At 50.4% G+C, this 13,019-nt stretch carries 12 protein-coding genes; 2 read left to right on the forward strand and 10 right to left on the reverse strand.

What is annotated here, in order from left to right; genetic code table 11:
- Positions 1-48: 48 nt before the first annotated feature.
- The 6 genes from nuoF to lrhA form a co-directional block, all read right to left on the reverse strand.
- Positions 49-1,386: an NADH-quinone oxidoreductase subunit NuoF gene (nuoF, locus tag A9587_RS00670; RefSeq protein ID WP_000789507.1), complete on the reverse strand. Its 1,338-nt coding sequence runs from the start codon at positions 1,384-1,386 to the stop codon at positions 49-51.
- A complete protein-coding gene (nuoE, locus tag A9587_RS00675; protein ID WP_000545042.1) occupies positions 1,383-1,883 on the reverse strand; it encodes an NADH-quinone oxidoreductase subunit NuoE in 501 nt (166 codons plus the stop codon). Before nuoE ends, nuoF begins: the two co-directional genes overlap by 4 nt.
- Before the next feature lie 2 nt (positions 1,884-1,885).
- The gene (gene nuoC / locus A9587_RS00680; protein ID WP_000247865.1) at positions 1,886-3,688 is read right to left on the reverse strand and encodes an NADH-quinone oxidoreductase subunit C/D; all 1,803 of its coding nucleotides are present in this window, start codon (positions 3,686-3,688) and stop codon (positions 1,886-1,888) included.
- 93 nt (positions 3,689-3,781) lie between these two features.
- Positions 3,782-4,444 carry an NADH-quinone oxidoreductase subunit NuoB gene (nuoB, locus tag A9587_RS00685; RefSeq protein WP_000386733.1) on the reverse strand — a complete coding sequence of 221 codons (663 nt, stop codon included), beginning with the start codon at positions 4,442-4,444 and terminating at the stop codon, positions 3,782-3,784.
- Positions 4,445-4,459: 15 nt separating this feature from the next.
- Positions 4,460-4,903 (reverse strand): NADH-quinone oxidoreductase subunit NuoA, encoded by a 444-nt coding sequence (gene nuoA / locus A9587_RS00690; protein WP_000062991.1) that lies wholly within the window; start codon positions 4,901-4,903, stop codon positions 4,460-4,462.
- A 614-nt stretch (positions 4,904-5,517) separates the two neighbouring features.
- The gene (gene lrhA, locus A9587_RS00695; RefSeq protein ID WP_001516780.1) at positions 5,518-6,456 is read right to left on the reverse strand and encodes a transcriptional regulator LrhA; all 939 of its coding nucleotides are present in this window, start codon (positions 6,454-6,456) and stop codon (positions 5,518-5,520) included.
- A gap of 922 nt (positions 6,457-7,378) precedes the next feature.
- On the opposite strand from lrhA, the gene alaA reads away from it, so the two are divergent.
- Complete coding sequence (gene alaA, locus A9587_RS00700; RefSeq protein WP_000074519.1) at positions 7,379-8,596, forward strand: alanine transaminase AlaA; 1,218 nt, start codon at positions 7,379-7,381, stop codon at positions 8,594-8,596.
- A gap of 83 nt (positions 8,597-8,679) precedes the next feature.
- Positions 8,680-9,279, forward strand: coding sequence for a 5'-deoxynucleotidase (yfbR, locus tag A9587_RS00705; protein ID WP_000813873.1), 600 nt, complete (start codon positions 8,680-8,682; stop codon positions 9,277-9,279).
- Between the two features lie 70 nt (positions 9,280-9,349).
- Here yfbR and A9587_RS00710 read toward each other — a convergent pair whose 3' ends face one another.
- The 4 genes from A9587_RS00710 to yfbV form a co-directional block, all read right to left on the reverse strand.
- Positions 9,350-11,182: an SLC13 family permease gene (locus A9587_RS00710; RefSeq protein ID WP_001012850.1), complete on the reverse strand. Its 1,833-nt coding sequence runs from the start codon at positions 11,180-11,182 to the stop codon at positions 9,350-9,352.
- A gap of 86 nt (positions 11,183-11,268) precedes the next feature.
- Complete coding sequence (hxpA, locus tag A9587_RS00715) at positions 11,269-11,919, reverse strand: hexitol phosphatase HxpA (protein ID WP_001203379.1); 651 nt, start codon at positions 11,917-11,919, stop codon at positions 11,269-11,271.
- Between the two features lie 10 nt (positions 11,920-11,929).
- Complete coding sequence (locus tag A9587_RS00720) at positions 11,930-12,424, reverse strand: YfbU family protein (RefSeq protein WP_000426118.1); 495 nt, start codon at positions 12,422-12,424, stop codon at positions 11,930-11,932.
- An 83-nt stretch (positions 12,425-12,507) separates the two neighbouring features.
- Entirely contained in the window at positions 12,508-12,963 is a 456-nt protein-coding gene (gene yfbV, locus A9587_RS00725) for a terminus macrodomain insulation protein YfbV (RefSeq protein WP_000106629.1), read from the reverse strand.
- Between the last annotated feature and the right edge of the window lie 56 nt (positions 12,964-13,019).

The raw sequence follows: 13,019 nt of genomic DNA on the forward strand, positions 1-13,019 counted from the left end.
ATGCTTCCAGTTTTCTCAGTCATAGACTGAGCGTTAATCGAAATTCGGTTACCAGCGCTCTTTCAGCAGGTTCGGCTGAATCCCATTAATCAAATGGGTATTGCTGAACGGCTGTTTGATTCCCGCTTCAAATTCTTCACGGAAATATTTGATGGCGCTCTGTAACGGCTCCACTGCACCTGGTGCGTGGGCACAGAAGGTTTTACCCGGGCCTAAGAATCGACACAGTTGCTCAAGTGTTTCGATATCGCCAGGCTGACCTTCGCCACGCTCCAGTGCACGCAGAATTTTCACACTCCACGGCAGACCATCGCGGCACGGCGTACACCAGCCACAGGATTCACGGGCGAAAAACTCTTCCAGGTTACGTACCAGCGACACCATGTTGATCTCGTGGTCAACGGCCATCGCCAGCGCCGTACCCAGACGGCTACCCGCTTTACCGATACTTTCGAACTCCATCGGCAGGTCAAGGTGCGCTTCTGTCAGGAAGTCAGTGCCCGCGCCGCCTGGCTGCCAGGCTTTGAATTTCAGCCCGTCACGCATACCACCAGCGTAATCTTCAAGGATTTCACGCGCGGTAGTACCGAACGGCAGTTCCCACAGACCCGGATTTTTCACCCGACCAGAGAAGCCCATCAGCTTGGTGCCAGCATCTTTGCTTTTCGAGATGTTCTGATACCACTCCACGCCGTTAGCGAGGATCGCCGGAACGTTACACAGGGTTTCGACGTTGTTAACACAGGTCGGTTTGCCCCATGCGCCTGAGGTTGCCGGGAATGGCGGCTTCGAGCGCGGGTTAGCGCGACGCCCTTCCAGAGAGTTGATTAACGCAGTTTCTTCACCGCAGATGTAGCGTCCTGCCCCGGTATGGACGAACAGTTCGAAATCAAAACCTGTTCCCATAATGTTTTTGCCGAGCAGCCCCGCTTCGGTCGCTTCGGCAATGGCACGACGCAGATTCACTGCCGCTTCGATATATTCGCCACGCAGGAAGATGTAGCCGCGATACGCTTTCAGCGCAAAGGCAGAGATCAACATACCTTCCACCAGCAGGTGCGGCAGTTGCTCCATCAGCAAACGGTCTTTATAGGTGCCCGGTTCCATTTCATCGGCGTTACACAGCAGGTAACGGATGTTCATGGATTCGTCTTTCGGCATCAGGCTCCACTTCAGGCCAGTAGAGAAGCCCGCACCGCCGCGCCCTTTCAGACCGGAATCTTTGACCTGATTGACGATTTCGTCCGGAGAAAGCCCGGTCAGCGCCTTACGCGCCCCTTCGTAACCGTTTTTGCTGCGGTATTCGTCCAGCCACACCGGCTGTTTGTCATCGCGCAGACGCCAGGTCAGCGGATGCGTTTCGGGAGTACGGATAATGTTTTTCATTTATACCGCTCCAGCAGTTCAGGGATCGCTTCCGGGGTCAGATGCGCGTGAGTGTCCTCATCGATCATCATGTTTGGCCCTTTGTCGCAGTTCCCCAGGCAGCAGGTTGGCAGCAGCGTAAAGCGACCGTCAAACGTCGTTTGCCCTGGTTTGATATTCAGTTTTTTCTCCAGCGCCGCCTGAATTCCCTGGTAACCGTTGATGTGACAAACCACGCTGTCACAATAGCGGATCACATGGCGACCCACCGGCTGGCGGAAGATCTGGCTGTAGAACGTTGCCACACCTTCAACATCGCTTGCCGGAATACCCAGAACGTCAGCGATCGCGTGGATCGCGCCGTCCGGCACCCAGCCACGCTGCTTCTGAACGATTTTCAGCGCTTCAATGGACGCCGCACGCGGGTCTTCGTAGTGGTGCATCTCGTGCTCAATCGCTTCACGCTCTGCCGCACTCAGCTCAAAAGCCTCGGTTTGTGGTTGTTGATTCTCGTGCATAATTAGCGGTCCACATCTGACATAACAAAATCGATACTGCCCAGATAAACAATCAGGTCAGACACCAGGCTGCCGCGGATCGCCGCCGGAATTTGCTGCAAATGCGCATAACTCGGGGTGCGGATACGGGTGCGATAACTCATGGTGCTACCGTCACTGGTCAGGTAGTAACTGTTGATCCCTTTGGTCGCCTCAATCATCTGGAAGGACTCATTGGCAGGCATCACCGGCCCCCACGACACTTGCAGGAAGTGGGTGATCAGGGTTTCGATATGTTGCAGCGTGCGCTCTTTCGGCGGCGGCGTAGTCAGCGGGTGATCCGCTTTGAACGGGCCTTCCGGCATGTTGTTGAGGCACTGCTCAAGAATGCGCAGACTCTGGCGCAGCTCTTCCACTTTCAGCATTACGCGGGTGTAGCAGTCAGAAACGCCACCACCGACCGGGATTTCAAAGTCGAAGTTTTCATAGCCAGAATAAGGACGCGCCTTACGCACGTCGAAGTCGATCCCGGTGGCACGCAAGCCAGCACCTGTGGTGCCCCACTCCAGCGCCTCTTTCGCGCCGTAGGCGGCAACGCCTTTGGAACGGCCAATCAGGATGGTGTTACGCAGCGCGGCTTTCTCGTAAGAAGCCAGACGTTTCGGCATCCAGTCAAGGAACTCACGCAGCAAGCGATCCCAGCCTCGCGGCAGGTCATGCGCCACACCGCCAATACGGAACCACGCCGGATGCATACGGAAACCAGTGATTGCTTCCACCAGATCGTAGATTTTCTGACGATCGGTAAAGGCAAAGAACACTGGCGTCATTGCACCGACGTCCTGAATAAAGGTGGAGATATACAGCAGGTGGCTATTGATGCGGAACAATTCGGAAAGCATTACGCGGATTACGTTAACGCGATCCGGCACGGTGATCCCGGCCAGTTTTTCTACCGCCAGCACGTATGGCATTTCGTTAACGCAACCGCCGAGGTATTCGATACGGTCGGTGTACGGTATGTAGCTATGCCAGGACTGGCGTTCGCCCATTTTCTCCGCGCCACGGTGGTGATAGCCGATGTCTGGTACGCAGTCGACAATCTCTTCACCATCGAGCTGCAGAACGATACGGAAAGCCCCGTGCGCCGACGGGTGGTTCGGACCGAGGTTGAGGAACATGAAGTCCTCGTTTTCGGTGCCGCGCTTCATCCCCCACTCTTCCGGTTTGAAGGTCAGGGCTTCCATCTCCAGATCCTGTTTGGCTTTGGTCAGCTCAAACGGCGAGAATTCGGTAGCACGCGCCGGGTAATCTTTACGCAGCGGGTGACCTTTCCAGGTTTGCGGCATCATGATGCGACGCAAGTTCGGGTGACCGTCGAAAGTAATGCCAAACAGATCCCAGGTTTCGCGCTCATACCAGTTGGCGTTCGGGAACAGTTTGGTAAAAGTCGGCACATGTAGATCGTTTTCTGCCAGCGCCACCTTTAGCATGATGTCGCGGTTGCGATCGATCGAAATCAGATGGTAGAAAACGGAAAAATCGGCGGCAGGTAACCCTTCGCGGTGTGTGCGCAAACGCTCGTCCATGCCGTGTAAGTCAAACAGCATGACGTAAGGTTTCGGCAGTTTCTTTAAGAAATCGCCAATTTCCAGTAATTGTTCACGCTTGATCCACACAACGGGAACCCCGGTGCGAGTCGCCTGAACAGTAAAGGCATCCGGCCCAAAACGGTTGCGCAGTTCGCCAATCACCGGATCATCAAGATGATCACGGGTCTGCCAGGCGGGTTCTTGCGCGGTTAAGTCGGTCATATTGTTCACCATTGCATATGGTCCGTGGTGACTGTCGGCGTAGTTAACTTCGCGAAATAGATTTAGGAATAAGCGAAGAAAAATGCCTTTGCCGACAGGCGCAAATTAAATCTCGTCAGGTGTGCGCAGGTTGGTAACGGCAATGCGTTCACCGCGCTTGCGTTCGCGCTCTGATTGCATATTGGCGCGATATACGCCCTGATCGCCAACCACCCAAGAGAGCGGGCGACGTTCTTTGCCGATAGATTCCTGCAATAGCATCAGTGCCTGCATGTACGCTTCAGGACGCGGCGGGCAACCCGGGATATACACATCAACCGGAATGAATTTATCAACACCCTGCACAACGGAATAAATATCGTACATACCGCCGGAGTTCGCACATGCGCCCATGGAGATAACCCACTTCGGCTCCAGCATCTGGTCATAGAGACGCTGAATAACTGGCGCCATTTTGGTAAAACAGGTTCCAGCCACCACCATTAGGTCAGCCTGACGCGGCGAAGCACGCAATACTTCTGCGCCAAAACGCGCCACGTCATGAACCGCGGTAAACGAGGTCACCATCTCAACGTAACAGCAGGAAAGACCGAAGTTATACGGCCAAATTGAGTTTTTACGACCCCAGTTAACCATGTCATTGAGCTTGCCCATAAACACGTTTTTATTAACTTCTTGCTCCAGAGGGTCGGTTACGATCTCCTGCTTTTGCAGGGGGTAACGGTCGTTCTCACCGTTGGGATCTATGCGGGTGAGCGTATAATCCATCTTAATGCCTCGCGGTTAGCGTTGACGATTAGCGATACTGTTCGTTTCCGGGTTCACACGCTCGCGGCGTGAACGCGCGGGCGTCCAGTCCAGCGCGCCAATACGCACCAGATAAACCAGACCTGCCAGTAACACAAAAATAAAAATTGCCGCTTCTACAAAGCCAATCCAGCCGCTTTCGCGAATGGAAGTTGACCATGCGAACAGATACAGCGCTTCAACGTCGAAGATAACGAAGAACATGGCCACCAGATAAAACTTGGCAGACAGGCGTAAGCGGGCGGAGCCGACCGAGTCGATACCTGATTCAAACGGCACGTTTTTTGACCTCGCGCGCGCGCGACCGCCTAAAAACCAACCGCCAATCAACATCAGGCAACACAGGCCAATGGCAACGATAAGAAAGATAGCGAATGCCCAGTGATGAGCGATGACTTCAGTGGATGTTGACATACTCATTGCTTACTCATCAAAAGTAGCGCCAGATTCACTGCTCTTCACGGCAGATGGACGCCACATCGATTCATGGGGAGGAATAAAAAAAACCTTACAATCGCTGTAGAAACTATTTTATACAGCTAATTGATGTGGTCTTTTACTCCTTTCTATAACCTTTTGTCAACTTTAACAAAGGTTTCTTCACATTATTTTACATGATATCAACAACTTTTGCATTTAATGCCTTTACCCCCAGATTGTTGACAACTCCAGGAAAATTAGATGTTGTTGAATCGTGTCCGTTGTGAAGCAATGGAAAAAATACGGGCCTATTTTGACAGGAATTGGTGACGATTCCTCCCCCTAAAAGAGAGTATTTTCTTGATCTGTGACACGCTTTTGTTAATCCATAACAAAAACACAGCAATAATTTTACTCATTTTTTAACATTATTGTAGCAGGAGATTTTTTTCAGGCGATTTTTTGTTCGTTAGCGTGGGGAATGGCTGGTGATTGAAAAATGAACATTTTTGTTCGTTGTCGGGAACATTCGTAAGGTTTTATTGTAAAAAAAAGCCACTGGCGTTTTATTAATCACCAATGGCGTTTTTTACTGAATTGTTATTGCCTGGAGATTATTCGTAATCCCCTTCAATCAACAGGGAATCGTCCCCTTCCTGAGCAGTCAACGGGTTGTATTGCCACGGGTTGTGATAACTCTCCATGGCCTGGTATATCACCTGCGCCAACTCATTGTCGCAGGACGGATCATAGCACAGCAAATATTCGGTATCTGGTAGTGGTGGTAAACCATCTACCGCACTCAAAACGCGCAGGTCAGGACTCATCATCTCAACCGGTCTTGCCGTCACACCAAGGCCCGCTTTTACTGCAGCACGAACCGCCGGTAGCGTAGAGGCGACATAAGCCAGACGCCAGGGAATATCCGCTTTATTGAGCGTTGCCAGAACCATGTCACGGAACGGACTAGGATCATCCAGCAGCACAAGAGGGATCGGTTCACCTTTTTGCAATACATATTCCGCAGCGCAATACCAGTGTGTTGGAGAAGTACGCAGATTCAACGCCTTAAAGGTATCAGGACGATGAGTGGTAACCATTAAATCCACTTCCTGGGACTTCAGCATTTCTGCCATATAGGCATTGCGCTTAACGCGGACATCCAGCGCAAGTTTCGGATAAACCGAGCTTACGCGATTGAGCAGGAAAGGTAAGATCGTATCAGCAGATTCATCTGAAGCACCGATAGTTAACACGCCCTGAAGATTACTGAACATCAATGATGAGCAAGCCTCATCATTGAAACGCAGGATTTTCCTGGCGTAGCCAAGAAGCTGAATACCATGTTCAGTCAACAGTTTGTTGCGACCATGCCGAGCGAACAGTTCTTTCCCAACGAGTTGTTCCAGACGTTGCATTTGCTGACTAACAGCGGACTGAGTACGACACACAGCGGAAGCTGCGGCAGCAAAAGTGTTCAGATCGGCAACAGCAACAAATGTTCTCAGCAGATCGAGGTCGAGGTTAATTATCGGACGATTTGCACTTATCATATATTATCACTTACTGGCGGCTCATACTGAGCTGGTTAATGCTGTGCACACACAAACAAGCAATTCCATTTGTAATGTGCCTCCCTGGCAGTTTCATCCGGAACCCGGACGAAAGTAAAAATGCATATGAGTTGCACTAAAAAATGTGGCTCACATTGTTCCGTTATAATGCCTGAAGTAGATCACAGAATATATCTTCAGGAATCGCATATCTATTAAGTTACTCACTCTTTTCTATTTATGACATGCGCGAGTTTGTGTAAATGTAAATGTTGGTCCTTGCTCCACTCTCTCGCAACGGTGCGGCTCGAACATGAGCGCGAACAAATAGCGAGAGTAAGCCTGCATCAAAGCAGGTGTTCCGTCATTAAAGCAAGCATTTTACCCTAAAAACCTTTTATTTATAAGGGTCATTGCGAATTATCTGATGCAAAGTTATGTTATGTTAGGCAAAGTAATCTTCTATTATTAATATGCACAACAAAGTCTTTTTGAATATTAAATAATAATTAATTAGCACCACCTGCATACATTAATTCCTCTTAACAATAATTTCCTCCGTCACCACCTATATGCCCCACCGGCGATCACTACTCTGTTAATGTTTCACTTATAACGAAAATATCATGAATGCTTTATGTTCGTGATTTCTTAAGCCGAAGAAATTTTACACATTTATCTAACAGGTAAAAAAACCACATCCTGAATTAATACACAGAATAAATCACTACTAAATCTCATTTATTAAGTATATGCATCTTATTATTTAACGATTATTAAGTTATTAACAGCACAATTCCGCTTTCTCTCCTGGCAAAATCTTGTTCTGCAGAACTTCAAAACGCCGCCTCGGGGGAGTACATTGTTCTAAGCTGACTTCCACGGCAGGGAGTGGCGATAACAGCAAAAAAGGTCAAGATTCATGTCACCCATTGAAAAATCCAGCAAATTAGAGAATGTCTGTTATGACATCCGTGGTCCGGTGCTGAAAGAAGCAAAACGCCTGGAAGAAGAAGGTAATAAGGTATTGAAACTGAACATCGGCAACCCAGCCCCGTTCGGTTTTGACGCTCCCGATGAGATTCTGGTTGACGTGATACGCAACCTCCCGACAGCTCAGGGTTATTGCGATTCAAAAGGCCTCTATTCTGCGCGTAAGGCTATCATGCAGCATTACCAGGCACGTGGCATGCGTGATGTTACCGTGGAAGATATTTACATCGGAAATGGTGTATCGGAGCTTATCGTTCAGGCAATGCAAGCATTGCTGAACAGTGGGGATGAGATGTTGGTTCCTGCACCTGATTACCCGCTATGGACAGCGGCAGTTTCGCTCTCAGGCGGTAAAGCGGTGCACTATCTTTGCGATGAATCCTCTGACTGGTTCCCGGATCTCGATGACATTCGCGCCAAAATTACGCCACGCACGCGCGGCATTGTTATTATCAACCCGAACAACCCAACAGGCGCGGTTTATTCCAAAGAGCTATTAATGGAGATTGTGGAGATTGCGCGTCAGCATAACCTCATTATCTTCGCTGATGAAATTTACGATAAAATCCTCTACGACGACGCCGAGCATCACTCGATCGCGCCGTTGGCTCCTGACCTGCTGACCATTACCTTTAACGGACTGTCGAAAACGTATCGTGTTGCGGGATTCCGCCAGGGCTGGATGGTGCTGAACGGGCCGAAAAAACACGCCAAAGGTTATATCGAAGGTCTGGAAATGCTGGCCTCAATGCGGCTGTGCGCCAACGTTCCCGCGCAACACGCGATACAGACAGCGCTGGGCGGCTATCAGAGCATCAGCGAGTTTATCATGCCGGGCGGGCGTCTTTACGAGCAGCGTAACCGTGCGTGGGAGTTGATTAATGATATTCCTGGCGTTTCCTGCGTAAAACCTCGCGGCGCGCTATACATGTTCCCGAAAATAGACGCCAAACGCTTTAATATTCACGACGACCAGAAAATGGTGCTGGATTTCCTGTTGCAGGAAAAAGTTCTGCTGGTACAGGGAACCGCATTTAACTGGCCGTGGCCGGATCACTTCCGCATTGTCACGCTGCCGCGTGTTGATGATATCGAACTGTCCTTGAGCAAGTTCGCTCGTTTCCTTTCTGGTTATCATCAGTTGTAATCTTAAATTCACTGCCGGAGATTGCATCCGGCAGTGTAATCCCCCCACAATGACCTCATGATGCCATCACTCGTAAGGTCGCTATGAAACAGAGCCATTTTTTTGCCCACCTCTCCCGCCTGAAGCTCATTAACCGCTGGCCGTTGATGCGTAACGTGCGGACTGAAAATGTGTCCGAACACAGTTTGCAGGTAGCGATGGTCGCCCATGCGCTGGCAGCCATCAAGAATCGCAAATTTGGCGGCCAGGTTAATGAAGAACGTATCGCGTTGCTGGCGATGTACCACGATGCCTCTGAAGTGCTCACTGGTGATCTTCCTACTCCGGTGAAATACTTCAACTCGCAAATCGCCCAGGAATATAAAGCCATTGAGAAAATCGCTCAGCAAAAACTGGTCGATATGGTTCCGGAGGAGTTGCGGGATATTTTTGCACCATTAATCGATGAACATGCGTATAGCGATGAAGAAAAGTCGCTGGTTAAACAGGCAGATGCGCTGTGTGCGTATCTGAAATGCCTAGAAGAACTCGCAGCCGGCAATAATGAGTTCTTACTGGCAAAAACGCGGCTGGAAACGACGCTTGAATCACGCCGCAGTCAGGAGATGGACTACTTTATGGAAGTGTTTGTTCCCAGCTTCCATCTGTCTCTCGATGAGATTAGCCAGGATTCACCGCTGTAAGCCGACGTAGGCCTGATAAGACGCGCCAGCGTCGCATCAGGCCTACGTCGGTGGCGACATCAGGAGCTCGTCAAAACGGAAACAGCATCGGGATCATCACCACGCAAACCGCCATCACAATAATGGTAAACGGAACCCCCAGCTTCACAAAATCACTGAAGCTGTAATTCCCCGGCCCTAAAACCAATGTGTTAACGGGTGAAGAGACTGGTGTCATAAAGGCAGCGGATGCTGCCATCGCCACAACCATGGCAAAAGGATAAGGCGATACGCCCATAGTTTTGGCAGCAGCCAGCGCAATCGGGGCCATCAACACCGCCGTCGCAGTGTTAGAGATAAACAAGCCTATAACCGCCGACAAGACAAACAAACAGACCAGCATCATATGCGGCCCGTAACCACCGCCAATATCCATTAATCCTTTCACCGCCAGCGCGACGCCACCGGTTTTTTGCAATGCCACAGCAAACGGCATCATCCCAACGATCAAAATAATGCTCGGCCAGTGAATAGACTTATAGGCGCTTTCAGCATCGATACAGCGGAATTTGCCCATCAGCAGGCAGGCAATGATAGCCGCAACTGGATTAGGAATTTCATCGGTCAACATTAACGCCACCATCAACACCAGGCAGAAAATGGCATGGGGTGCCTGACTGTGAGCGGGCGATGCTTCACTCACCTCTTCCGGTAAGTTTAACGCCACAAAGTCGCGGCCTTGTTTTGCCAACATACCGATAAGCTTCCAGTTACCGACCACCAGAATAATGTCACCCAACAGCAGAGGCTCATCCGCCAGCGAACCTTCCAGCGCCACACCGTTGCGTTTCAGCCCCACCACATTTAGTCCGTAGCGGGTACGAAAGCCAATTTCACGCACCGATTTGCCAATAAGCTCTGACTCGGGAATTAATGAAATTTCTGCCATACCGACATCAAGAGCCTGATCGGAAAAATACTCGCCGCGCAAAACCATCGGCTCCAGCAATTGTTCACTACAAAATTGACGGAGATCGACGTCAGCCGCAGACATATCAATAAGCAAAACGTCACGCGCGCGGAATTCAGACACCCCGTTCACGTTCACGATAACGCGACGAAAACGCCGCCAGCGTTCAACACCAATGACGTTTGCGCCATAACGTTCACGCAATTTGAGATCGTCCAGTCGTTGGCCAATCATCGGTGAACCGGGACGAATAGCCAGACGACGCGCACGCCCGGTAAGACGGTATTCACGAATGAGATCGCGGAAGGTGCGACGCGTCCAGCCTTCGCGCTGCGGAGCCTGGGTATCCCCTTTTAGCATAAAGCGCATCACTAGCATGTATAAAATGCCAAGTACCAATACGACCAGGCCGATAGGGGTTACGCTAAAGAAACTGAAACCATGATAGCCTTCACGTAGCAGCTCACTGTTCACCACCAGGTTAGGCGGCGTCGCCACCAGCGTCATCATGCCGCTTATCAGTCCGGCAAAACTCAATGGCATCATCAGGCGCGACGGCGACGTCTGCATACGCATAGCAACACTTAACACAACAGGAATAAAGATAGCGACGACGCCGGTTGAACTCATAAACGCGCCAAGACCGGCAACTGTCAGCATCAGTAAAACCAACATTTTGATTTCACTGCTGCCCGCAACTTTGACCAGCCATGTCCCCATCACGGTTGCAACGCCTGTACGAACTAAACCATCGCCAATAATAAACAGGGCGGCGATCAGCACAACGTTAGGATCGGAAAAGCCGGAAAAGACTTCGGTGATAGTCAGCGTACCGCTTAATGCAAACGCGACAATGACAAACAAAGCGACAGCATCCATACGCACTCTGCCCGTCGCAAACAAGACTATCGCAATCGCCAGCAATGAGAGAACCCAAATCAATTCACCGTTCACAACGTATCCTTGTTAATTGAGGGGGATGGTTTGATTCTGCCACAAAAAAGCCCCGTCGGGACGGGGCTAAATCATGATCTGGCGTTTCACGCAATAATAACGTCACCATTTGGCTGTTTGGTCACGGTAATTTGCTCCAGACTATGAAGGACCAAATCTACCTCATTCAGACGCGGGGTGTCTGCCGGTGCATTAACAGCAATAACATGGCAACCTGCCGCCAGACCAGAAAGCAAGCCAGCGGGAGCATCTTCCACTACCACGCATTCCTGCGGCGCAAGCCCCAGCAGTTGCGCGCCTAACAGATACGCATCCGGCTCAGGTTTTCCACGCTTAACCCGTTCAGCGGTAACAAACACCTCCGGCGCAGGAAGTCCGGCCACTTTATGGCGCGCTCGCGCAACTGGCATAGAACCTGAAGTGACAATTGCCCACGGAATACCCGCTTTATTCAAATGATTGAGTAAAGCTATCGCCCCCGGGAGCGCGGTAATGCCTTCGGTTTCCGTGGCCTCGATTTGTTCCAGACGCGTAAACTCGGCGGCAATTTCTGCCTCGGTTTTCCCCGCCATAAAGTGACGCAGAGACGTTATTGCCTGTTTACCGTGAATAAAAGCAAGCACCTCTTCCGGCGTTAGCCCATGCCGTTTCGCCCAGTTGCTCCACGCCCGCTCTACCGCAGGCAGGGAGTCCACTAACGTACCATCAAGATCAAACAGAAAACCTTTGCACCGCACGCAGGCCTCCTCAGGCGTTAATGATTTGATTAATTTCGTTGGTACTCAAATGATACTGACGCGGGCAGGAATGCCAGACGTTCAACATGCGCTGATATTTCTCCCACATTGGTGTCTGGGCATTAAAGCCATGAGTTCCGGCGTCAAAATGCGTGTAACGCCCTTCGACATTAACCATAAAGCGTACATAACCGAGATAACGCGCTTCAGTAGCGGCGTCGAAGCCGAGGAAAGTGACACGGCGTTCATCGATAGCTTGCTGATCCTGCAAATTAGACCAGGAAACATGCAGCGCGTGATACATCTCCATAATGTCGATGATAGTGCGGCAGGTTTCTTCTTTCAGCTCGCCAAACTCGCGATCCAGCTCGCGCATCTGTAACCCATAGCCACGCTCAATGATTGTTTGCAAGCGACGGTAACGTTCAGCATTTGCCGGATCGAGCATAGTCATCATTTTGTACTGGTTAGACAAAATAAGACGTTGCGCGTTGGTCATTTCCATTGTTGACTCCTGTATCACTTTACTACGGTGAAAAAAAAGAAGGCCGATGTCTGCCTTCTTTTATATGCGTAATCAGGGATCAATTACAAATCATCAAGGAAAGTTTTATCCAGTTGTTTGAAGGCGCGCTTAAGCGTGTCAGCTAATGCCTGATAGTCAGGCTTGCCTTCTACCGGTGCTAACGCTTGCCCGGCTTCCTGCAATTTACCGCGAACTTCATAAAACCAACTCAGGATCGCTGGCGGTAATGGCGTAACGGAACGCTTGCCCAACCACCACAATCCCTGCATCGGTAAACTCAGAGCGAACAATGCTGTAGCAACTGCCGGACCAAGCTGACCGCCCAGCGCAATCTGCCAGCAGAGAGTAAATACGGCGATCGGCGGCATAAAGCGGATCGCATAACGCGTCATCTTAATAACGCGATTTTCAACAAACACCGGGGCAAGGCGTTTTTCCAGCGGCCACGTCTTTGAGTAGTGCTGTCCCCGGCGGAACAAACTAAAAAAATTAACAGAACGATTATCCGGCGTTGACATGCTTCACCTCAACTTCACATATAAATATTCAAAAATTTGTGCAAATTCACAACTCA

It is taken from the genome of Escherichia sp. MOD1-EC6162, from assembly GCF_002965125.1.
GTDB classification, from domain to species: Bacteria; Pseudomonadota; Gammaproteobacteria; order Enterobacterales; family Enterobacteriaceae; genus Escherichia; species Escherichia marmotae.